Raw genomic sequence first — 21,023 nt, forward strand, 5'->3', positions numbered from 1 at the left:
CGGACGGGACGAAGCCGCGCGCCGCCTTGTTCTTGGCGTTACAGAAAGGTCGTTACTTGGTTTCCTGGACGCGCTGGACGAGGCTCTGCAGCTTCGGCGTGTTCGCGAACTGGGTGTAGACCGGCTTCATGGCGTCGATGAATTCCTGCTTGTTCGGAACCTCGACGATCTGGGCGCCGGCCTGGGTCACGATCTCCTTGGACTTCAGCTCGCGCTCGTCCCACAGCTTGCGCATGTAGGGCACGGAGTCCTTGGCGGCCTTGCGGACCGTGGCCTGATCGTCCTTCGACAGGCGGTCCCAGGCGACTTTGGAGAAGACCAGCACTTCCGGCGCCATCGCGTGTTCGGTCAGGGTGAAGTACTTGGCCGCCTCGAAGTGGCGGGAGGATTCGTAGGACGGGTAGTTGTTCTCGGCGGCATCGACGATGCCGGTCTTCAGCGCGGTGTAGACCTCGCCGAAGGGCATCGGCGTGGCGTTGGCGCCCAGCGCCTGGATCATGGCGACGAACAGGTCGGACTGCTGGACGCGGATCTTGGCGCCCTTCATGTCGGCCAGAGTCTTGTAGGGCTTGGCGGCCGAATACATGCTGCGCGAGCCGCTGTCGTAGAAGGCGAGGCCGATCATGCCCTGGCTTTCCATCGCCGCCAGGATCTCGTCGCCGATCGGGCCGTCCAGGACGCGGCGCATGTGGCCGGTGTCGCGGAAGATGAAGGGCAGTGCCGTGACCATCGTCTCCGGCACCACGTTGTTCAGCGGCGCCACGTTGATGCGCATCATCTCCAGCGCACCGATCTTCAGCTGCTCGATGGTGTCCTTTTCGGTGCCGAGCGCGCCGTTCGGGAACACCTTGATGCCGAGCTTGCCGTTGCTGCGCTCAGCCACCAGCTTGCCGACATAGCGGACCGCCTCGACGGTCGGGTAGTCGGTCGGGTGGATGTCGGCGGACCGGAAGTCGCGCGCGTCGGCCGGCGCAGACAGCATCGGGGTGGCCAGGATGCCGCAGACGGCACAGGCGGCCAGCAGCGCGGTGCGGACCGAAGTCAGCGAAAACTTCATAGGTTCTCCTCCTGATGGTGGGGACGAAGCCTGTTGCGGCCCGTCCTTTCTTGTTCTGGCGTTGCCCGTTGGCCTGAAGGCGACGGGCCGCCCTGCACACTCGACAGCACGTACCGTGGACCGGTGACAGACGAAGCGTGGAAGGTGGGACTTGCGGCGGCCGGATTTCGCAGCGCTGCGACAGCGCGGCGCGCGACCGGGCACCATGCATGGCCGACACCGGCCCTGCCCCCCATCCTCCTTCAGCCCCCCGGCTAACCTTGCGCCGCCCCCTGTTCACTGTACTTAGGATATTAGTATATCAATCTGCGCGCAACCCTGAAAGTTCAAAGCGGCAACAACCGTTCGGACTTTATTGCGATCAGGATTGCGGGGAGAGGGACAAAGTGACTGGCGGGGCGGGTTTCGGCCAGACCACGGATCGCCGCAGGGGGGCGGGTGCGACATTCGGCCCCAGCGTCCGCCGCAGCCAGCCCCCCAGTACTCGGATGCGGCGCCGAACTCCTTCAGTCGGTCAGGCGTGACCGTTCACCAGGGGCCACACCTCCAGGGCGCCGCGATAGATCATGTGCAGGGCGACATAGAGGATGATGGCGAGGCCGACATAGGCCAGCCAGCGGTGCTTGTGCAGGATGCGGGCGATGAAGCTGGCGGCGAGGCCCATCAGGGCGATCGACAGGGTCAGGCCGATGACCAGCACCCCCAGATGCTCGCGCGCCGCACCGGCGACGGCCAGCACATTGTCGAGCGACATCGACACGTCGGCGACGACGATCTGCCAGACCGCCTGACCCAGCGTCTTGCGCGGGCCGGCCGCCGCGGCGTCATCGTTCTCCAGCGACTCGACCGCCTCGTCCTCCTCATTGGACTGGCGCAGCTCGCGCCACATCTTCCAGCAGACCCACAGCAGCAGCACGCCGCCGGCCAGCAGCAGCCCGATGATCTGGAGAAGCTGGGTGGTGACGGCGGCGAAGCCGATGCGCAGCACGGTGGCGGCCAGGATGCCGATCAGGATCGCCTTGCCGCGCTGGTCCTTCGGCAGGCCGGCGGCGGCCAGACCGATGACGATGGCGTTGTCGCCGGCCAGCACCAGATCGATCATGATGACCTGGAGCAGCGCGAACAGCGCGTCGGTGGTGAAGAGTTCCGTCATTTGGGCACGAGTCCTCGCATCACGATCAGTGTGGGAGGAGAGGCCGCACGGGGTCTTCCGATGACCGGCCGGGCCGCGCCGATGGCGTCGGACGGGAAGCGCCGGTCAAGGGCAAAAGGCGCGGGCCGCTCCTGATGTTCCCAGTCCGACATCGCAACCGGTGAAGGTTGCCAGAGGGGCCCGGCCTGGTTCTGGCGCTTTACGCCAAAGCTGTGGATTGCGCAAGGCCGCGCTTGCGGCCGGTGGGCGTTCCGGTTGGACTGCCGATCAGGGCGTGCCGACCTCCACGCTCGCGCCACGGCCCGATGCTTCAAGCCCAGACGCCTCCAGCATCGCCTCGATCAGCCGGTGGACCTTCAGCGCCTCGCGCCCGTCCACCCGCGGCCGGCGTCCTTCGTCCAGCGCGTCGAGGAAGTCGGACAGCACCGCGCGGTGATGCTGGTGGGAGAAGGCCATCGGGTCGGCGCCGCCGCCCAGCGTGGCGCCGTCCGCCCCGGCGGCGATGCGCTCGCCATCGACCAGCTGCACCTCCAGCCGGTCGCCGGCCAGAACGGCGGAGCCCCCGGTCCCGGCGATCTCGATCCGCTCCGGATAGCCCGGATGGACGGCGGTGGTGGCGTTCACGGTCGCCAGCATGCCGTTGCCGTAGCGCAGGGCCGTGGCGACCACATCCTCCGTGTCCATGCCCACACTTGGGTCCGATTTGCGCAGGACGCTGGTGGCGGCGAATCCGGCAACTTGATCCGGCAGGCCGACGAGGCCGACGAAGGCGTCCAGCGTGTGGATCGCCTGGGTCAGCAGCACGCCGCCGCCGTCGCGCGCCTTCATGCCGCGGCCGGGCTGGGCGTAATAGGCGTTGTCGCGCCACCAGCGCACCGAGACCGCCGCGGTCAGCGGCCGGCCCAGCGTGCCGTCGCGCATCAGTGCCGCCAGCCGCTCGACCGAGGCGCGGAAGCGGTGCTGCAACACCACGCCCAGCGTCAGCCCGGCTCCCTCCATGGCGGAGACCACCGCCCGCGCCCCCTCCGGCGTCGCGTCCAGCGGCTTTTCCAGCAGCACATGCTTGCCGGCGGCGGCACAGCGCGCCACCAGAGCGGCATGGCTGTCGGGAGGGGTCAGCAGCAGGACGGCCGACAGCGCCGGGTCCTCCAGCAGGGTTTCCAGCCGGTCGACCACCGGCAGGCCGTGGTGGGCGGCGAAGGCGGCGCGGCGGTCGGCCGACGGGCTGAAGCAGCCCGCCACCTCCACCCGGTCGGCCAGATCGATCAGGCTCTGCGCGTGCGGCGCCGACGCCATGCCGAGGCCGACGACACCGATGCGGCGACGGGAACCGGTCATCGAAGCGCTCCGTCCAGGGTGGTCGCGGCAGCGATGTCGGCGGTCAGGCTGCCGGAGAAATAGAGCGGGGCGGCGTTGCGCACGTCGTCCACCGTGATCTGCAGATTGTCCAGATGGCGCACCAGGCTCTGTTCGGCCCGGTCGGGATCGTGGCCGGCGATGGCCTCGACGATGCCCTCATGCTCGGCGATGACCGTGCGCATGCGGCCGGGGACCGGCAGGGTCAGGCGGCGGCAGCGGTCGAGCTGGACCTTGGCCTGCTGGATGATGCCCCAGAAGCCGGGATATCCCGCCATCTCGGTGATCTGGGCATGGAAGGCCTCGTCGGCCTGATGGAAGCCGTCGGCGTCGCCCACCGCATCGACCTCGCGCTGGTGCTCCAGGCAGGCGCGCAAGGCGGCGATCTGGCTGCGGCTGGCGCGTTCGGCGGCGAAGCGTACGGTCGCCCGCTCCAGCACCTTGCGGATCACGCCGGCTTCCGGCAGGGCGCCCAGCGGGATGCGGGCGACGAAGGTGCCGGATTGCGGGAAGATCTCGATCAGCCCCTCGTCGGCCAGCCGCAGCACCGCCTCGCGCACCGGCGTGCGGCTGACGCCATAGGCCTCGGCGATCTGCTTTTCGGCGATGGGCTCGCCCGGCTTGCGTTTCAGCGACACGATCTCCGCCCGCAGGTCGCGGTGGATGGCGTCGGCGGCGGTCGGACCGCGCCGCATGTCCCGGCGCGCCGGCGGGCGGACCAGCAGCGCGGCGGCCTTGGCCGGCATGACCGGCGTGGCGGGTGGCGTGGCCGGTGGCGTTGTCGATGGCGGTGTCGCCGCGATGGAACCGGTTTTGGCCGGCGGGTTGCCCGTTGGCATGGCGTCCAGCCTCCTCAGAAGCGCATGCCTCAGAATACTAATATATTAGCTAGCGCGGCAAGCGATTTCGCTCATCCCCCGTTCGGATCCGGGTGTGACAAAGGCGCCCCCCATTCCCGTCATGGCTGTGGGGCACCCTGGCTGCGGGGCGGTGGGGAACGGAGCAGGAGTGCCGAAGGAAACGTCCCGGCCGTCAACTCCGCCAGGGCGGGGGATGACGGCCGGGACGGGCGGGTCCGGCTTCGACGGCAATCGGACCCGTCGGTCAGGCGCCGAAGCCGCCGTCGATGGTCTGGAACGAGCCGGTGATCATCGCGGCATGCGGGCCGGCGACATAGGCGGTCAGTTCGGCGACCTCGTCGGCGTCGATGTGGCGCTTGATCGCCATGAAGCTGTGCATGGCGGGCGCCATCGGGCCGTCGGCCGGGTTCATGTCGCTGTGGGTCGGACCCGGCTGGATGGCGTTGACGGTGATGCCGCGGTCGCCGAAATCGCGGGCGAGGCCGCGCACCATGCCCTGGACCGCCGCCTTGGTCAGGGCGTAGGCGGCCCCGCCGGCAAACGGCATGCGGTCGCCGTTGACCGAGCCGATGACGATGATGCGCCCGCCGTCGTTCATCCGCCGGGCCGCCTCGACCGCCGCGTGGTAGGGCGCGCGGACATTGATGTCGATCATCCGGTCGACCGCGTCGGGATCGAAGGTCAGCGGATCGCCGAGGATCGCCGTGCCGGCATTGACCACCAGCACGTCCAGCGCGCCGCGGCCGGCCACCGTTGCGATCAGGGCGTCGCGGTCGGCGCTGTCGGTTTGGATGGCCTCCGCGCCGGTTTCGGCGGCAAGCGCCTCGGCGGCGTCCTTCGACCCGGCATAGGTGAAGGCGACCGCGCCGCCGGCCTTGGCGAAGCGGCGGACGATGGCCTTGCCGATGCCGCGGCTGCCGCCGAGGACCAGGATCTTGCGGCCGGTGAACTCACCCATGATGTGCTCCTTGAGAAAATGTAGTGAGCGCTATATAAATCCAGGCGGGGGATTTCCGCAAGGAGAAAATATAGTGGTCGCTACAGAAAAATCCGGAGCCCGTGGACGGCGGCGGTCCTTCGATGTGGACGAGGCGGTCGAGACGGCGATGAGGCTGTTCCACGCCCGCGGCTACGACGCCGTGGGCGTCGCCGAGCTGGGAGCCGAATTGGGAATCAAGCCGCCGAGCTTCTATGCCGCCTTCGGCAGCAAGGCGGGGCTGTTCGAGCGGGCGCTTCGGCGCTATGCGGCGGGGGAGGCCAACATCTTCGCCCGCGCGCAGGCCGAGGGCGGCAGCATGGCCGAGGTGATCGAGCGCACGCTGCTGCTGGCGGCGCGGCTCTATCCGAAGCGTGATGGGGTGGCGGGCTGTCTGGTGCTGGACGGGGCGCGCAACAGCGCCGACCCGGAAGCGGCAGCGCTGGCCGAGACGATGAGAAAGGCCGGCGTGGCGGCGATCCGCGACTTCATCGCCGCGGAGGCACCGGAGCGGGCCGACGCGCTGGCGGACTTCGTCGCCATCACGATGAAGGGAATGTCGGCGGCGGCGCGCGACGGCATGGGCGAGGAGGCGCTTACCGTCGTCGCCCGGATGGCGGGCCGCGCCTTCCGCCGCGAACTGGCGGCGGAAGGGTGATGTGTCGGCTTGAAGCCGACAGAAAACCGCGAATCAGGCCGGCATGGCGTCGCGCGGGATGATGGCGCCGCGGTGCTGGATGACGGCGGCGGCCAGCTTGTGGGCGGCGCGGGCGGCGTCGGCCGGACCCTCGCCGCGCAGGCGGGATGCCAGATAACCGGCGCTGAAGCTGTCGCCGGCCGCCGTGGTGTCGACCACCGTGGCGACCTTCTGCGCCGGCACCTCGACCGCCTCGCCATTCTCGATCACCACGCAGCCGGGCTGTTCCAGCTTCAGGACGATCTCGGTGACGCCGGCCTTGCGGACGCGAGCCAGCACGGCGTCGGCATCGGCGTCACCATAGAGGTCGCGCAGGTCGGTGACGCCGGGCAGCGCGATGTCTGTCAGTGCCAGCATGCGGTCGAAGGCGGCCCGCGCGGTGTCGAGGTCCGGCCACAGGCGCGGACGCCAGTTGGTGTCGAAGGCGACCTTGCCGCCCTGCGCCCGCACCCGCTCCAGCACCTCGAACAGGCGCTCGCGGCCCTGCTCGCCCAGGATGGCGATGCTGATGCCGGACAGATAGACGATGCCGTAGCCTTCCAGCGCCTTGGACAGCTCCGTCGTCTGGGGCAGGGCGAACAGTTCGCGCGCCGGGGCATTGTCGCGCCAGTAGAGGAAGCGGCGCTCGCCGCTGGCGTCGGTCTCGATCAGGTAGAGGCCGGGCAGGCGGTTCGGCACGCGCAGGACATGGCCGGTGCCGACGCCTTCCGCCGCCCAGGCCGCCACCATGTCGTCGCTGATGCTGTCGTCGCCGAGCGCGGTGACATAGTCGACCGGCGTGCCCAGACGCGCCAGATAGACCGCGGTGTTCAGCGTGTCGCCGCCGAACCCCATGGTCAGCGACCCGTCCGGCCGCCGGAACATCTCGATCATGCATTCGCCGAGGGCGGCGACGCGGTTGGGCGTGTCGGTCATGCTTCTTCTCCGCAAGCCGGGGATGGCCCCGGCAAATCCCATTTCAGGCAACAGAACGGCGTTCCCGCGCCCGCATCCGCTCGCGGTGCGCGGTGTAGAGTCCGCTGGCGATGATCACGCCGGTGCCGACGAAGGTCCAATGGTCGGGCACCGCGCCGAAGACGAGGAACCCCAGCGCCGTGGACCAGATCAGCTGTACGTAGGTGAAGGGCGCCAGCACCGATGCCTCGCCCTGGCGGTAGGCCAGGATCAGCAGCCATTGCGCCGCCGTGTAGACCAGCCCGATGAAGACCCCCAGCAGCATCTCCCACGGCGTCGGCCATGCCGCATGCAGCGGCAGCAGCGCCGTCAGGGCGATCAGGCCGGTGAGCGCGCTCCACACCATGGTGGTCAGCGGGTTCTCCTGCACCGTCATCTTGCGCGTCGCCACCAGCCCCAGCGCCCAGCTGAAGGCGGTCAGGATCGGCAGCAGCGAGGCCGGTTGGAACCCCTCCGCCCCTGGCCGGATGACGATGATGACGCCGGCCAGCCCGACCAGCAGCGCCGCCCAGCGGCGGACGCCGACCGTCTCGGCCAGCAGCAGGATCGACAGCACGGTGACGAAGACGGGAGAGACGAAGCTGATCGCCGCGGCCTCGGCCAGCGGCAGATGCTGCATCGCCATGATGAAGAACAGCGCCGAGCCCAGCATGCCCAGCCCGCGCACCACCTGAAGCCCCGGCCGCGTCGTCTTCAGCACGCTCAGCGAACCGCCGCGGAGCGCCAGCGGCATCACCAATGCTGTGAAGACGACATAGCGCATCCAGGCGATCTCGGCCGGCGGCAGGGTCCGGCCGAGATATTTCGCCGTGGCGTCGGAGCAGGACAGGCAGGCCACCCCCAGCACCACCAGCAGGATCGCCCGCATCGGCTCCGTGCCCTTGGACCCCGGCCCGGCCTGCGGATTGACGGTAGGCTGGATCGGGGTCTGCGGCGCGTTCACCGGCGAGGGTCCGGCATCACTGCGGGGGCCGGGGAGAGGGGTGGAACTGTCGGGCATGGCGCCGGCTCGTCATCGGTCATGGTTAAGGGGGCGGACCCCTTACATAACCGCTCCCATCTGCCAAGGAGCAAATTCGTCGGCACCGACGCCGAGTTCCTCGCTCTTGGTCTTGCGGCCCGACGCGGTGTCGAGCACCAGCTGGAAGATCGCGCGGCCGACCTCCTCGATGGAGGCGTCGCCGGTGGCGATGGCGCCGCAGTCGATGTCCATGTCGTCCGGCATGCGGCGGAACAAAGTGCTGTTGGTCGCCAGCTTCAGGCTGGGCGTCGGCTTGCAGCCGAACACCGAGCCGCGGCCGGTGGTGAAGCACAGCACGTTGGCGCCGCCCGCCACCTGTCCGGTCGCCGACACCGGATCGTAGCCGGGCGTGTCCATGAAGACGAAGCCCTTGTCGGTGATCGGCTCGGCATAGCGGTAGACGGCGGTCATCGGGGTGGTGCCGCCCTTGGCGACCGCGCCCAGCGACTTCTCCAGGATGGTGGTCAGGCCGCCCTTCTTGTTGCCGGGCGACGGGTTGTTGTTCATCTCGCCGCCGGTGCGGCTGGTGTACTCCTCCCACCAGCCGATGCGCTCGACCAACGCCTCGCCGACCTCGCGGCGGACGGCGCGGCGGGTCAGCAGATGCTCGGCGCCATAGACCTCCGGCGTCTCGCTCAGCACGGCGGTGCCGCCGTTGCGGACCAGCAGGTCGACGGCATAGCCCAGCGCCGGGTTGGCGGTGATGCCCGAATAGCCGTCGGAGCCGCCGCATTGCAGCGCCAGCGTCAAATGACTGGCCGGCAGGGTCTGGCGGGTGACGTCGTTGATCTCCGGCAGCAGCGCCTCGATCCGGCGGATGCCCTCGCGGGCCGCCGCGGCGGTGCCGCCCATGTCCTGGATGCCGATGGGGATGACGCGGGCGCCCTCCTCAAGGCCGGTGGCCTCCATCAGCTTGTCGATCTGGTTCACCTCGCAGCCGAGGCCGAGCAGGATCACCGCGGCGAAGTTCGGGTGGCGGGCATAGCCGGCGATGGTCCGGCGCAGCGTGTCCATCACCTCGCCGCTGCCGGCCATGCCGCAGCCGTAGCCGTGGGTGAGCGCCACGACGCCGTCGATGTTTGGATAGGCGGCGAGTGCTGCCCCGCGGAAATGGTCGGCGATCATCCTTGCTGCGGTGGCGGAGCAGTTCACCGAGGTCAGCACGCCGATGTAGTTGCGGGTGGCGACGCGGCCGTCCGGGCGAAGGATGCCCTGGAAGGTGGCGCGCTCGGCCTCCGGGATCGGCTCGACCGGGTGGACATCGGCGCCGAAGGCATAGTCGCGCTCGAAATCGCTGCCCATGCCCATGTTGTGGACGTGGACATGGTCGCCCGGCTGGATCGCCGCGGTGGCGAAGCCGATGACCTGATTGTACTTGCGCACCGGCTCGCCCAGCGCGATGGCGCGCACCGCGACCTTGTGCCCGGCCGGCACCGGCCCGGTGGTCGCGACTTCGGTGCCGGGCAGAGCGGTGCCGGGCTCCAGGTCGGCGCCGGCGACGACGACGTTGTCGGCGGGGTGCAGGCGGATGGTCAGCGATGCCATGGGAAGATGTCCTTGAGGCGCGAAGGAGACGTGATGTCCCCTCTCCCCCGCTCACGCGCAAACTTCGTTTGCGCTGACGCGACAGGCGGACCTCCGGTCCGCCGAAAGCGGGGAGAGGGTTAGGGTGAGGGGGGAGCGTGGCGGGACCTTTGGGAAAATCCTGCGGTGCATCCCCCTCACCCCGACCCTCTCCCCGGGGGGGAGGGGGATTGGGCCGTTACAGCTTGTAGGCGTTCTTGGCGAGGCGGTAGGCGAGGTCGACGGCCAGGTCCGCGGCCTCGTCTTCTTCCATCCGGTGCTCGGCGACCAGACGGGCGAGGAAGCTGCAATCGACGCGGCGCGACACGTCGTGGCGGGCCGGGATCGAGCAGAAGGCGCGGGTGTCGTCGTTGAAGCCGACCGTGTTGTAGAAGCCGGCGGTCTCGGTGATCATCTCGCGGTAGCGGCGCATGCCCTCGGGGCTGTCGTGGAACCACCAGGCCGGGCCGACGCGCAGCGCCGGATAATGGCCGGCCAGCGGCGCCAGCTCGCGGGAATAGCTGTCCTCATCCAGCGTGAACAGGATGATGGTCAGGTCGCGCTCGTTGCCGAAGCGGTCGAGCAGCGGCTTCAGCGCCCGCACATACTCGGTGCCGCTCGGGATGTCCGCACCCTTGTCGCGGCCGAAGCGCTGGAACACGAGGTCGTTGTGATTGCGGAAGCTGCCGGGGTGGATCTGCATGACCAGACCGTCCTCCAGGCTCATCCGCGCCATTTCGGTCAGCATCTGGGCGCGGAACAGCTCGGACTCCTCGGCCGTCGCACCGCCGCGCCGCACGATGTCGAACAGCTTCTCGGCCTCGCCGCGCGCCAGATCGGCGGTCGCCGCCGTCGGGTGGCCGTGGTCGGTCGAGGTGGCGCCGAAGCTCTTGAAATACTGGCGACGGTCGGCCAGCGCGGCGAGGTAGCCGTCCCAGGTCGCGGTGTCCTTGCCGGTGATGCGGGCCAGCTCGGCGAGGTTGTCGCGGAAGCCCTCGAACTCCGGATCGACGACCGGATCCGGACGGAAGGCGGTGATGACTCGGCCCTTCCAGCCGCTCTCGCGGATCGCCTTGTGGTGGACCAGCGGGTCGAGCGGCGATTCGGTGGTCGCCAGCACTTCGAGGTTGAAGCGCTCGAACAGGGCGCGCGGGCGGTATTCCGGCTTGCGCAGGCACTCTTCGATCTGGTCGTAGATGCGGTCGGCGCTGGCGGCACTCAGGCGCTCGGTGACGCCGAACACCGTCTCGAAGGCGTGGGTCAGCCACATCGAGGTCGGGGTGCCGCGGAACAGGTGCCAGTTGCTGGCGAGCAGGCGCCAGATGGCGCGCGAATCGGTCGAGGTTTCTCCGCCGTCCTTGCGCGGAACGCCCAGCTGCTCCAGCGGAATTCCCTGGCTGTAGAGCATGCGGAATGCATAATGGTCGGGCTTGACGAACAGGCTCGCCGGATCGGGGAACGCCTCATTCTGCGCGAACCAGGACGGATCGGTGTGGCCGTGCGGGCTGACGATCGGCAGGGCGGCGACTTCGCCGTACAGGCGGCGCGCGATGGCACGTTGCGTCGGGTCGCTCGGGAAAAGACGGTCGGGGTGAAGCATCGGAAGCCTCTACGCTGCAAGAGAAGGGCAAAAGCAGGGTGGGGAAAAGGCGGGGTCCGTGCGGGGGACCGTCCCTACCGGCTGGTCGTATAATATTAATATATCAGATCTGATTGCAAGCCCAATCGTTCCGCCGATGGGGCTTCGGAGCCGGTGAAGGCTGCGCCCAGTCGCCGCACCCGGCCTATAAGGAAAACCGGCGATGGGTTTGACGTTGACGAAGAGGGGCAGGTAGATTGCTGGGGATGAGGAACATCTCGCGGGTGGCGGACCGTCGCCCCACGACATCTGTATGTTTGCCGGAATGGAGCCATCGGTGAAGAAGGTCGCGACGACAGAAGATGAAGGCGGCCTGACCTCCGCAGCCGTGCGCCGCAGCGCGGCCCCGGCCCCGGCGGTGCGCCCGCCGCGCCGCGCCGCCACCGTCGCATCGCGCATCTACCGCGACCTGCGCGGCGAGATCGTCTCGCTGAAGCGCAAGCCCGGCGACGCCATCGCCGAGAAGCAGATCGCCGAGTCCTATGGCGTCAGCCGCACGCCGGTGCGCGAGGCGGTGCTGAAGCTGGCCGACGAGGGGCTGATCGAGATTTTCCCGCAGTCCGGCACCTTCGTGTCGCGCATCCCGCTGGACGCCCTGCCGGAAGCCTTCGCCATCCGCAAGGCGCTGGAGGAGGCGACGGTGCGCTATGCGGCGGCACGCGCCAGCCGCAGCCAGATCGCGGCATTGCGCGCCAATCTGGAATTGCAGCGCGAGATGCAGGAAACCGCCAATTACGAAGGCTTCCATCAGGCCGACGAGGCGTTCCATGCGCTGATCGCGGAGATCGCCGGCTATCCCGGCTTCTGGACGCTGATCCAGCAGACCAAGGTGCAGATCGACCGCTACCGCCTGCTGACCCTGCCGGTGCGCGGCCGCATCGCCGAGGTGATCGCCGAGCACACGGCCATCCTCGACGCGATGGCGGCGAACGACCCCGCTGCCGCCATCAAGGCGCTGGACGACCATCTGGACGATCTGCAGATCTCGGTCGCCGACATCCGCCGCGACTACCCGCGCTATTTCACGGCGCCGGGCGACCCAATTTGAAAAGGCCGATCTGAGGGGGCCGATTTGAAAGGGCCGGGGCGCCGGGCCGGTCTGAAAACCGGCCTGCGCCCTGATCGGGGGAGTTACTTTGCGTCGGTTTCGGCAGCGTAGGCCATCGGCTCGCCCAGGAAATCCTCGCGGATCGGGGTGAAGATGTCGAGCAGCACGCCCGGCTCCAGCGCCACCACGCCATGCAGGACGTTGGACGGCACCATGTAGCCGTCGCCGGTGTTCAGCCGCTTGGTGCGGCCGTCGATGGTGACGTCGAAGGATCCCTTCTCCACCACGGCGCACTGGACATGGGGATGGCGATGCTGCGCGCCGATGGCGCCGGCCTCGAACTCCACCCGCACCATCATCATCGTGTCGTTGTAGCCGAGGATCTTGCGGCGTACGCCGTCGCCCAGATCCTGCCACGGGATGTCGCCCGCGGTCAGGAACACATCGGTCGCCGTTGCGGTGGTCATCGTCCGGTTTCCTCCCCCAATGGAAAAGCCCTCCTCCGCCCGTGAGGGGCGGGGAGGGCTGCTTTTGCGGTCAGCGCGCCAGCCAGCCGCCGTCGACCGGCAGGATGGTGCCGTGGATGTAGTCGGCGGCATCCGAGGCCAGGAACACCGCCGGGCCGCCGATGTCGGACGGCACGCTCCAGCGGCCGGCCGGGATGCGGCCGAGGATCTCGGCGCTGCGGTTCTCGTCGGCGCGCAGAGCCGCGGTGTTGTTGGTGGCGACATAGCCCGGCGCAATGGCATTCACGTTGATGCCCTTGCCGGCCCATTCGCAGGCGAGAAGCTTGGTGATGCCGGCGACGCCGCTCTTGGAGGCGGTGTAGGACGGCACGCGGATGCCGCCCTGGAAGGACAGCATCGAGGCGATGTTGATGATCTTGCCCTTGCGGCCGGCACCGATGGCATAGCGGCCGAAGGCCTGGCAGAGGAAGAACACCGTCTTGATGTTGAGGTTCATCACGGCGTCCCAGTCGGCCTCGCTGAAGTCGACGGCGTCGGCGCGGCGGATCATGCCGGCGTTGTTGACGAGGATGTCCAGCCCGCCGAGCGTGGCGACCGTCTGCTCCACCAGCCCCTGCACCGGGGCGATGGAGGTCAGGTCGGCGTGGATGCCGAGGAACTTGCGGCCGGTCGCCTCGACCAGACCCTTGGTCTCGTCCAGCGACACCACGTCGACGGCGGCGATGTCGGCGCCGGCCTCGGCCATCGCCACGGCGATGCCCTGGCCGATGCCGGTGTTGGCGCCGGTGACCAGCGCCACTTTGCCGGTCAGGTCGAACGAAATGCTCATGGTCGGTTCCCGTTCTTATGAGTTGGTTTCAAATCGGCGGGCGCGTCAGCGCAGGCGGTCCATGGCGACGAAGTCCATGTCCGTGAAGTCCTGGTTGTCGCCGCCCATCGCCCAGATGAAGGTGTAGTTGCGGGTGCCGACGCCGGAATGGATCGACCAGGGCGGCGAGATCACCGCCTGCTCGTTGGCGACTACGATGTGGCGGGTCTGCTCCGGCTCGCCCATCAGGTGGACGACGCGCGCCTCTTCCGGCAGGTCGAAGTAGAAATAGACCTCGCAGCGCCGGTCATGGGTGTGACACGGCATCGTGTTCCACATGTTGTTCGGCTTCAGCACCGTCATGCCCAGCACCAGCTGCGCGGTGCGGACCACGTCCGGGTGGATCATCTGGTAGATGGTGCGCTCGTTCGACTGGGCCGGGTCGCCGAGATGCACGGCCTTGGCCTGGCCGATCGAGATCTTCATCGTCTCGAACCGGGCATGGGCGGGCGTGCTGTTCAGGTAGAACTTGGCCGGCTCGCGGCGGTCCAGGCTTTCAAAGACGACGTCCTTGCTGCCCATCGCGACATAGAGCGCGTCGCGCGGCGCCAGCTCATAGACGGCGCCGTCGACGGTGACGCGGCCGGCGCCGCCGACATTGACCACGCCCAGCTCGCGCCGGTCAAGGAAGTTGGGCGAGCCGATCTCCTTGGAGGAGTCCAGCTTCAGCGGGCCGGCGACCGGCATGGCGCCGCCGACGACGAAACGGTCGATGTGGCTGTAGGTGAAGACGGTCTCGTCCGCCTCGAACAGGGTCGGGACCAGGAAATGGTCGCGCAGCGTCTCGGTGTCGAAGCCGCGGACCGCGTCGGGATGGGAGGCGTGCCGGACGGAGATTTTCATGGGAAAGGTCCTTTTAAAATCTGTGCAGCCGGCGTCCCGGCGGGTCTGGCGCCATCATACTAATATACTAGTAAGCCGGGCAAGCTCTAATGATGGAGTGCCGGACATTTCAGGCGGCGGAGGGTGCGACAAAGTCGCTGGTCCGAAGGGGGAGTGCGGTAGGGTCGGAGGGGCCGCGTTGCGTCGGCCTCAAAGGTAATATATTAGTGAACGGTCTTCGCCCGGAGTGTCCAGTCATGTCCAGTCAGCAGCCCCGCAAGCGCATCGCCCTCGTCGCCCATGACGCCCGCAAGGCGAACCTCATCGCCTGGATCGGCGCCAACATCGAAGCATTGGACGGCCACGCCTTCTGGGCGACCGGCACCACCGGGCAGAAGGTGCGCGCCGCCCATCCCGGCCTGGACATCACCCCGCTGAAGAGCGGCCCGCTGGGCGGCGACCAGCAGATCGGCGCGATGATCGCGGAGGGGCGGATCGACCTGCTGGTCTTCTTCGTCGATCCGATGACCGCCCAGCCGCACGATGTCGACGTGAAGGCGCTGACCCGGCTGGCGACGCTCTACAACATCCCGATGGCCTGCAACGAGGCCACCGCCGACATGATCGTCTCCTCCGCCCATTTCGCCAGCGGCTATGCCCCGCGCGCCGCCAGCTTCACGGCCTATGAGACGCGCAAGCTGTGAGCGCGTCCCGCCCGCTCATTCCGTGAAATATTGCGGATAGTTCCGCCGGACCTCGGCGATGCCCAGCTGCAGGTCGGTCAGATGGTGGCGCAGCTCGCCCACCGCGCGGTCGGGGTCGCGGGCGGCGACGGCCTCGACGATGGCGCCGTGTTCGGCCAGCGCCTTGTCCATCCGGCCGGCCGCCGGCAGGGTCAAATGGCGGTAGCGGTCGACCTGCCGCTTCACCTGCTGGGTCACCGCCCAGAAGCCGGGATAGCCGGAGATCTTCCGCCAGCAGGGCGTGGAATGCCTCGTCGGCCTCGTGGAAGCCGTCGAAATTGCCGGACTCCTTCATCTCGCGCTGGAGTTCCAGATTGGCGCGCAGCCGCGCCACCTGGCTGCCGCTCGCCTGTTCGGCGGCGTAGCGCACGGTGGCCTCCTCCAGCGCGCGGCGGATGGCGATGGCCTCCGGCAGGCCGCTGATGGGAATGCGGGCGACGAAGGTGCCGGACTGCGGGAACACCTCCACCAGCCCTTCGTCGGCCAGCTTCAGCATCGCCTCGCGCACCGGCGTGCGGCTGACGCCATAGGTTTCCGCCACCTCCTTCTCGATCACCGGCTCGCCCGGCTTGCGCCGCAGCGAGACGATGTCGTCGCGCAGGTCGCGGTAGATGGTGCCCGAGACCGTGGCGCCGCGGTGGGCAGGCCTTGCGGTGGCACTGGCGGGCCGGCGGCGGCGGCGGCGCACCGGTGCGGCCACGGCCACCATGTTCGTATCGCCCGCGTTGGAATCCATAATCGTCCCATTCATGTCGTCGGCGGTCATGCCTTCGACCGCAGCCACTAATATATCGCTGCGTTTCCGCGGGCGGGAAGCTTTTTGCCGCGGAAATTCGGGGATGGTAACGGGGTGGGGGGAGTGGCGGCGCAGGCGGCACCCACTCCCCCGCGATCGGTGCTCTTACAGCTTCGCCGCCGCGTCGAACACCGCATGGCTGTAGGCGCCTTCCGGCTTCTTCGAGATCACCGGGGCCGACGCGCCCGACATCAGGATGCCGACGGTGCGGTCGAAATCGGCCGGGTCGAGATAGCCGGTGCCCTTGGCGCCGCCCTCGATCAGCTTGGCGATCTCCTGCATCATGGTGGTCTGGTGTTCCTCGGTCTGGGCGCCGGTGGTGTCGTTCTCCAGCACGATCTTCACCGCCTCGGCCTGGTTCTTGGCGGCGTACTCCCAGCCCTTGCCCGAGGCCTTGACGAACTTCGCCAGCTTCTCGACGATCTTCGGGTCGGACAGCGACTTCTCGGTGGCGTAGAGGCCGTCCTCCAGCGTCGCGACGCCCTGCTCCTGGTACTTGAAGACGGTCAGCTCGTCGGCCTTCATGCCGGCCTCGATCAGCTGCCAATATTCGTTGTAGGTCATGGTGGAGATGCAGGCCGCCTGCTTCTGCAGCAGCGGATCGACGTTGAAGCCCTGCTTCAGCACCTTCACGTCCGGGCTGGAGCCGGAGGTGGAGTAGCCCAGCTTGCTCATCCAGGCCAGGAACGGATATTCGTTGCCGGAGAACCAGACGCCCAGCGTGTTGCCCTTGAAGTCCTTCGGATCCTTGATGTTGGCGTCCTTGCGGCAGGTCAGCATCATGCCGGACTTCTGGAACATCTGGGCGATGTTGACCAGCGGCACGCCCTTCTCGCGGCTGGCCAGCGCCGACGGCATCCAGTCGACGATCACGTCGGCGCCGCCGGCGGCGATGATCTGGGTCGGGTTGATGTCGGGGCCGCCGGCCTTGATGGTGACGTCCAGCCCGGCGTCCTTGTAGAAGCCCTTGGCCGCGGCGACGTAATAGCCGGCGAACTGGGCCTGGGTGACCCATTTCAGCTGGAGCGTCAGCGCATCGGCGGCGGCGGCCGGCGCCCCCCAACCGGCGAGGCCGGTGAGCGCGGTTGCGGCGAGCAGGACGGCGGAGGCAAGGGTCTTCATCGCGTTCGATCCTCTTCTGGCTGGGTTTTGTTTTGGCTTGAGGCGGTCAGCGTTTGCGGAAGGACGGGTGCCAGGCGGTGACATGCCGCTCCGCCAGTGCCAGCGCACCGTAGAGCAGAGATCCGGTCAGGGCGGCGACGGCGATCGTCGCCCAGACCACGTCCAAGTTCATCCGGGCGACCTGGGTGGAGATGCGGAAGCCCATCCCCACCACCGGCGTCCCGAAGAACTCGGCGACGATGGCCCCGATCAGAGCCAGGGTTGAGTTGATCTTCAGTCCGTTGAACAAAAAGGGCAAGGCACAGGGAAGCCGCAGCATCGCCAGCGTGCGCCAGTAGCCGGCACCATAGGAGCGCATCAGGTCGAGCTGGATGCGTTCCGCGCTCTGCAAGCCGGCCAAAGTGTTGATCAGCATGGGGAAGACGGTCATCACCACGATGACGGCGGCCTTGGACTGCCAGTCGAAACCGAACCACATCACCATGATGGGCGCGATGCCCACCACCGGCACGGCGCTGGCCAGATTGCCGAGCGGCAGCAGCCCGCGCGCCAGGAAGGGCACCCGGTCGGCCAGGATCGCCACGAGGAATCCGGCGCCGCAGCCGATCAGATAGCCGCGCAGGACCGAAATCAGCACCGTCTGGCGGAAATCGTCCCACAAATCGGCGGCGTTGGCGGCGAAGGCGGTTGCCACGAGGCTCGGCGGCGGCAACAGGATGGTCGGCACCTGGAAGCCGCGGGTCAGGATCTCCCACAGCATGACCAGCGCCAGCCCGAACAAGGCGGGGCCGGCCAGCCGCACCGGCCCGGCGATGCCCGCCAGCAGAGCCAGCACCCGCCAGAGCAGCAGTGTGGCGCCGGCCACATAGATCCACAGCCCACCGGCCTGGGCGAGGGCGTTGCCCTGGTTCAGCAGGAGCAGCGGGGCGGCATAGGCGGCGGCGACTCCGGCCAGCAGGAGCAGGGCCTCGCCCAGTGCCGAGCCGGGCAGGCGGCGGGCGAGGATCGTCGCGACGGTCAGGGCGAAGAGGGCCAGGGCCACGGGAAGCTGCGGCAGATAAAGGGCGGCACCGTCCTGTGCGGCGAAGGGCAGCAGCGGGGCGGCCAGCATCACCAGCGGCCACGGTGCCATGATGGGGCGGGGCATGGTGGAGCGGCTCATCGTGCACCTCCCCGGCCGCCCGGCACCAGCGCCCGTTCGGCGAGGCCGACGACGGCGACCAGCGTGACACTCAGCACTGCCGCCATCACCAGCGCGCTCCAGATCTGCACGGTCTGGCCGTAGTAGGAGCCGGACAGCAGCCGCGCGCCCAACCCCGCCTGCCCGCCGGTCGGCAGCTCGGCGACGATGGCGCCGACGACGCTGGCGGCCACCGCGATCTTCAGGCTGGTGAACAGGTAGGGCAGGGAGGCCGGCAGGCGCAGCAGGCGGAAGGTCTGGGCGGTGCCGGCGCAGTAGGTCCGCATCAGGTCCAGCGTCAGCGGATCGGCGGAGCGCAGCCCCTTCACCATGCCGATGGTGATCGGGAAGAAGCACAGATACATGGCGATGATCGCCTTGGGCAGCAGGCCGGTGAAGCCCAGATTGCCGAGGATCACCACGATCATCGGCGCAATCGCCAGGATCGGCACGGTCTGCGAGGCGATGACCCAGGGCAGCAGGCTCGATTCCAGCGTGCGTGCCTGGACGATGCCGGCCGCCAGCGCCACCCCCAGAACCACCCCCATGCCGAAGCCGGCCAGGGCGGCCCCGGCGGTGACGCCGGTGTGGTAGAGCAGGTTGCGGATGCTGGTCACCGGATAGCCGGTCAGGGACGTGTAGAGGTCGAGCGCCACCTGATCCGGCGTCGGCAGGATCGGGCGCTTCATCGCCAGCGTGGCGCGGATCAGGTCGGCGGTGGTCCAGTCGTGGCCGGCGCGGTTCAACGCATCGGTCGCCATCGGCGCGTTCAGCCAGACGGCACCTGCGTACCACAGCACCAGCACGGCCAGTGCCATCACGACTACGGGCAAAGTGCTTTTAGTCGTCATAGCTGTGGCCCTCCATCAGCCCTTCGCGGACGCGGTGGGCGATGCGCTGGAACTCCGGGCTTTCGCGGATGTCGAGCGTGCGCTCGCGCGGCAGGTCGCGGTCGCAGTCGATGACATCGAGGATGCGGCCGGGGCGCGGGCTCATCACCACGATGCGGGTGGAGAGGAACACCGCCTCGGCGATGGAGTGGGTGACGAAGATGCAGGTCTTGCGGGTGCCGAGCCACAGGCGGGTTAGCTGCAAATTCAGATGGTCGCGGGTGATCTCGTCGAGCGCGCCGAACGGCTCGTCCATCAAAAGCAGGTCAGGGTTGAAGGCGAGCGCGCGGGCGATGGACACCCGCTGCTGCATGCCACCGGACAGCTGCCAGGGGAATTTGCGCTCGAAGCCGGACAGGCCGACGAGGTCGAGCTGCTCGCGGGCGCGCTGCTGCCGGTCTGCCCTGGGCAGCCCCATGATCTCCAGCGGCAGCATGACGTTGCGTTCCACCGTCCGCCACGGGTAGAGCGCCGGGGCCTGGAAGACGTAACCGTAGGCGCGCTTCAGCCGTGCCTGTTCCGGCGTCATGCCATTGACCGTCACCTCGCCGGAGGTCGGCTGTTCGAGGTCGGCGACCACCCGCATCAGCGTGGTCTTGCCGCAGCCGCTGGGGCCGATCAGCGAGATGAAATCGCCCTTGGATATCGACAGGCTGACGTCGCTCAGCGCGTAGACCGGATGGTCGGCAGCCTGATAGGTCAGGGTCAGGTTGCGGACATCGACGATGGTGCGCGGCGCCGCGTCTGCGGCCGGCGGAACCAGAGTGAGCGGTGCGGGCTGGGCGGCTGGCACGGCGGTCGTCCCTTCGCGTTGTCGACTTTCGGCGGGAACGAGAGCAAGAAGCGAGCCAGAGGGAGACGGAGTTGAGTATTCAGTGGGTAGGGCTTTGTTTTCACAAAGAGAAAACTTGTCTATCGAGACAGGAACTGACGGTGTGGACAGTGTTCGGGCAGGTGTGCTTTTCGCAAGGCGCACAATTTTCGGGCTGAGGCTGTGTGGGTGGTGAATTTTCGGGCAGGGATGAGGATGTCCCCGTCTCCCCCCGGGGAGAGGGGATTAAGGGGCGGGACAGGGAAACAACGCCACCCTTGCCAGTCCTGCCCCGTCCCCGCTAACTGTTCAAACGGCCGACAAACGCACGGGTCCCATGCTCGACAGTTTCCTGCTCGCCTTCACCGCCTTGTTCTCCATCGTCAATCCGCTGGCGATGGCGCTGATCTTCAGCCAGGTGACGGCGGACAGCAGTCCGCGCGACCGGGCGAAGCTGGCCGGGCTGGTCAGCCTCTATTCGGCCATCGTCATGCTGACCGCGCTGTGGGCAGGTGCCTATGTGCTGAACTTCTTCGGCGTGTCGATGGCGGCGCTGCGGATTGCCGGCGGCTTCGTGGTCGCGGAACGGGCCTGGGCGCTGCTGACCGCACCGGAACGCCACGAGGCGCGCAAGCAGGAACAGGCCGCACCCACCGGCGACAACGACCGGCTGGCGGAGTCGGCCTTCTTCCCGATGACGATCCCCTTCACCACCGGGCCGGGCACCATCTCGGTGGCCATCGCGCTGGGCTCCACCCGCCCGACGCGCGGGGCCGGCGGGCTGATGGAGTTCTTCCTGGGCATGTCGGGGGCGGCGCTGGCGATTGCCGCGCTGATCTGGCTGTCCTACCGCTCCGCCGACCGCATCGTCGCCTTCCTGGGTCCGACGCGGGTGCGGGTGCTGACGCGGCTGTTCGCCTTCCTGCTGTTCTGCGTCGGCGTCCAGATCCTGCTGACCGGCGTTCTGGACGCCTTCCCGCTGCTGTCGCAGAAGGGCTGA

At 68.3% G+C, this 21,023-nt stretch carries 20 protein-coding genes and 1 pseudogene; 4 read left to right on the forward strand and 17 right to left on the reverse strand.

The window, feature by feature from the left end; translation table 11 throughout:
- Positions 1–52: 52 nt before the first annotated feature.
- From ACWPN3_RS05520 to bdcA, 5 genes are all read right to left on the reverse strand, one after another.
- Positions 53–1,057: a TRAP transporter substrate-binding protein gene (locus tag ACWPN3_RS05520; protein WP_098735923.1), complete on the reverse strand. Its 1,005-nt coding sequence runs from the start codon at positions 1,055–1,057 to the stop codon at positions 53–55.
- A gap of 514 nt (positions 1,058–1,571) precedes the next feature.
- Positions 1,572–2,210: a TerC family protein gene (locus ACWPN3_RS05525; RefSeq protein WP_492261166.1), complete on the reverse strand. Its 639-nt coding sequence runs from the start codon at positions 2,208–2,210 to the stop codon at positions 1,572–1,574.
- Between the two features lie 267 nt (positions 2,211–2,477).
- On the reverse strand, positions 2,478–3,548 hold the full coding sequence (locus tag ACWPN3_RS05530) for a Gfo/Idh/MocA family protein (RefSeq protein WP_492243692.1): 1,071 nt from the start codon (positions 3,546–3,548) through the stop codon (positions 2,478–2,480).
- Entirely contained in the window at positions 3,545–4,405 is an 861-nt protein-coding gene (locus ACWPN3_RS05535; RefSeq protein WP_492243691.1) for a GntR family transcriptional regulator, read from the reverse strand. The genes ACWPN3_RS05530 and ACWPN3_RS05535 overlap by 4 nt, the downstream gene beginning before the upstream one ends.
- A 265-nt stretch (positions 4,406–4,670) precedes the next feature.
- Complete coding sequence (bdcA, locus tag ACWPN3_RS05540; protein WP_492243690.1) at positions 4,671–5,384, reverse strand: SDR family oxidoreductase; 714 nt, start codon at positions 5,382–5,384, stop codon at positions 4,671–4,673.
- A 73-nt stretch (positions 5,385–5,457) separates the two neighbouring features.
- Between bdcA and ACWPN3_RS05545 the strand changes: the two genes are divergently transcribed.
- On the forward strand, positions 5,458–6,060 hold the full coding sequence (locus ACWPN3_RS05545; protein WP_492243689.1) for a TetR/AcrR family transcriptional regulator: 603 nt from the start codon (positions 5,458–5,460) through the stop codon (positions 6,058–6,060).
- Positions 6,061–6,093: 33 nt separating this feature from the next.
- On the opposite strand, the gene ACWPN3_RS05550 is transcribed toward ACWPN3_RS05545, so the two are convergent.
- From ACWPN3_RS05550 to uxaC, 4 genes are all read right to left on the reverse strand, one after another.
- Complete coding sequence (locus tag ACWPN3_RS05550) at positions 6,094–7,014, reverse strand: sugar kinase (RefSeq protein ID WP_492243688.1); 921 nt, start codon at positions 7,012–7,014, stop codon at positions 6,094–6,096.
- 43 nt (positions 7,015–7,057) lie between these two features.
- The gene (locus ACWPN3_RS05555; RefSeq protein ID WP_492243687.1) at positions 7,058–7,996 is read right to left on the reverse strand and encodes a DMT family transporter; all 939 of its coding nucleotides are present in this window, start codon (positions 7,994–7,996) and stop codon (positions 7,058–7,060) included.
- Between the two features lie 99 nt (positions 7,997–8,095).
- A complete protein-coding gene (locus ACWPN3_RS05560; protein ID WP_492243686.1) occupies positions 8,096–9,619 on the reverse strand; it encodes a UxaA family hydrolase in 1,524 nt (507 codons plus the stop codon).
- Between the two features lie 217 nt (positions 9,620–9,836).
- Positions 9,837–11,237, reverse strand: coding sequence for a glucuronate isomerase (gene uxaC, locus ACWPN3_RS05565; protein WP_492243685.1), 1,401 nt, complete (start codon positions 11,235–11,237; stop codon positions 9,837–9,839).
- Between the two features lie 304 nt (positions 11,238–11,541).
- Between uxaC and ACWPN3_RS05570 the strand changes: the two genes are divergently transcribed.
- Entirely contained in the window at positions 11,542–12,324 is a 783-nt protein-coding gene (locus tag ACWPN3_RS05570; protein ID WP_109096379.1) for a GntR family transcriptional regulator, read from the forward strand.
- 83 nt (positions 12,325–12,407) lie between these two features.
- Here ACWPN3_RS05570 and ACWPN3_RS05575 read toward each other — a convergent pair whose 3' ends face one another.
- The 3 genes from ACWPN3_RS05575 to kduI form a co-directional block, all read right to left on the reverse strand.
- Positions 12,408–12,791, reverse strand: coding sequence for a cupin domain-containing protein (locus ACWPN3_RS05575; protein WP_492243684.1), 384 nt, complete (start codon positions 12,789–12,791; stop codon positions 12,408–12,410).
- 70 nt (positions 12,792–12,861) lie between these two features.
- Positions 12,862–13,620: a 2-dehydro-3-deoxy-D-gluconate 5-dehydrogenase KduD gene (gene kduD, locus ACWPN3_RS05580; RefSeq protein ID WP_109096381.1), complete on the reverse strand. Its 759-nt coding sequence runs from the start codon at positions 13,618–13,620 to the stop codon at positions 12,862–12,864.
- A gap of 45 nt (positions 13,621–13,665) precedes the next feature.
- Entirely contained in the window at positions 13,666–14,502 is an 837-nt protein-coding gene (gene kduI / locus ACWPN3_RS05585; RefSeq protein WP_109096382.1) for a 5-dehydro-4-deoxy-D-glucuronate isomerase, read from the reverse strand.
- 236 nt (positions 14,503–14,738) lie between these two features.
- Here kduI and ACWPN3_RS05590 point away from each other — a divergent pair, with 236 nt between their 5' ends.
- Complete coding sequence (locus ACWPN3_RS05590) at positions 14,739–15,185, forward strand: methylglyoxal synthase (protein ID WP_492243683.1); 447 nt, start codon at positions 14,739–14,741, stop codon at positions 15,183–15,185.
- Between the two features lie 15 nt (positions 15,186–15,200).
- Here ACWPN3_RS05590 and ACWPN3_RS05595 read toward each other — a convergent pair.
- The 5 genes and pseudogenes from ACWPN3_RS05595 to ACWPN3_RS05615 form a co-directional block, all read right to left on the reverse strand.
- A pseudogene (locus tag ACWPN3_RS05595) lies at positions 15,201–15,960 on the reverse strand (GntR family transcriptional regulator).
- Positions 15,961–16,125: 165 nt separating this feature from the next.
- A complete protein-coding gene (locus tag ACWPN3_RS05600) occupies positions 16,126–17,142 on the reverse strand; it encodes an ABC transporter substrate-binding protein (RefSeq protein ID WP_492243681.1) in 1,017 nt (338 codons plus the stop codon).
- Between the two features lie 46 nt (positions 17,143–17,188).
- Entirely contained in the window at positions 17,189–18,304 is a 1,116-nt protein-coding gene (locus tag ACWPN3_RS05605) for an ABC transporter permease (RefSeq protein ID WP_492243680.1), read from the reverse strand.
- A complete protein-coding gene (locus ACWPN3_RS05610; protein ID WP_492243679.1) occupies positions 18,301–19,173 on the reverse strand; it encodes an ABC transporter permease in 873 nt (290 codons plus the stop codon). The genes ACWPN3_RS05605 and ACWPN3_RS05610 overlap by 4 nt, the downstream gene beginning before the upstream one ends.
- Positions 19,163–20,005: an ATP-binding cassette domain-containing protein gene (locus ACWPN3_RS05615; RefSeq protein WP_109096387.1), complete on the reverse strand. Its 843-nt coding sequence runs from the start codon at positions 20,003–20,005 to the stop codon at positions 19,163–19,165. The genes ACWPN3_RS05610 and ACWPN3_RS05615 overlap by 11 nt, the downstream gene beginning before the upstream one ends.
- Positions 20,006–20,360: 355 nt before the next feature.
- Here ACWPN3_RS05615 and ACWPN3_RS05620 point away from each other — a divergent pair, with 355 nt between their 5' ends.
- A complete protein-coding gene (locus ACWPN3_RS05620) occupies positions 20,361–21,023 on the forward strand; it encodes a MarC family protein (RefSeq protein ID WP_098735943.1) in 663 nt (220 codons plus the stop codon).

It is taken from the genome of Azospirillum sp. UENF 111221, assembly GCF_058780625.1.

Bases quoted from the DNA above. Each gene is read 5' to 3' on its own strand.
- ACWPN3_RS05570 (WP_109096379.1), top strand. From the start codon at position 11,542: ATGGAGCCATCGGTGAAGAAGGTCGCGACGACAGAAGATGAAGGCGGC.
- ACWPN3_RS05605 (WP_492243680.1), bottom strand. From the start codon at position 18,304: ATGAGCCGCTCCACCATGCCCCGCCCCATCATGGCACCGTGGCCGCTG.
- ACWPN3_RS05620 (WP_098735943.1), top strand. From the start codon at position 20,361: ATGCTCGACAGTTTCCTGCTCGCCTTCACCGCCTTGTTCTCCATCGTC.
- kduD (WP_109096381.1), bottom strand. From the start codon at position 13,620: ATGAGCATTTCGTTCGACCTGACCGGCAAAGTGGCGCTGGTCACCGGC.
- ACWPN3_RS05590 (WP_492243683.1), top strand. From the start codon at position 14,739: ATGTCCAGTCAGCAGCCCCGCAAGCGCATCGCCCTCGTCGCCCATGAC.
- ACWPN3_RS05535 (WP_492243691.1), bottom strand. From the start codon at position 4,405: ATGCCAACGGGCAACCCGCCGGCCAAAACCGGTTCCATCGCGGCGACA.
- ACWPN3_RS05600 (WP_492243681.1), bottom strand. From the start codon at position 17,142: ATGAAGACCCTTGCCTCCGCCGTCCTGCTCGCCGCAACCGCGCTCACC.
- ACWPN3_RS05575 (WP_492243684.1), bottom strand. From the start codon at position 12,791: ATGACCACCGCAACGGCGACCGATGTGTTCCTGACCGCGGGCGACATC.
- bdcA (WP_492243690.1), bottom strand. From the start codon at position 5,384: ATGGGTGAGTTCACCGGCCGCAAGATCCTGGTCCTCGGCGGCAGCCGC.
- uxaC (WP_492243685.1), bottom strand. From the start codon at position 11,237: ATGCTTCACCCCGACCGTCTTTTCCCGAGCGACCCGACGCAACGTGCC.
- ACWPN3_RS05530 (WP_492243692.1), bottom strand. From the start codon at position 3,548: ATGACCGGTTCCCGTCGCCGCATCGGTGTCGTCGGCCTCGGCATGGCG.
- ACWPN3_RS05520 (WP_098735923.1), bottom strand. From the start codon at position 1,057: ATGAAGTTTTCGCTGACTTCGGTCCGCACCGCGCTGCTGGCCGCCTGT.
- ACWPN3_RS05560 (WP_492243686.1), bottom strand. From the start codon at position 9,619: ATGGCATCGCTGACCATCCGCCTGCACCCCGCCGACAACGTCGTCGTC.
- ACWPN3_RS05550 (WP_492243688.1), bottom strand. From the start codon at position 7,014: ATGACCGACACGCCCAACCGCGTCGCCGCCCTCGGCGAATGCATGATC.
- kduI (WP_109096382.1), bottom strand. From the start codon at position 14,502: ATGAAAATCTCCGTCCGGCACGCCTCCCATCCCGACGCGGTCCGCGGC.
- ACWPN3_RS05525 (WP_492261166.1), bottom strand. From the start codon at position 2,210: ATGACGGAACTCTTCACCACCGACGCGCTGTTCGCGCTGCTCCAGGTC.
- ACWPN3_RS05610 (WP_492243679.1), bottom strand. From the start codon at position 19,173: ATGACGACTAAAAGCACTTTGCCCGTAGTCGTGATGGCACTGGCCGTG.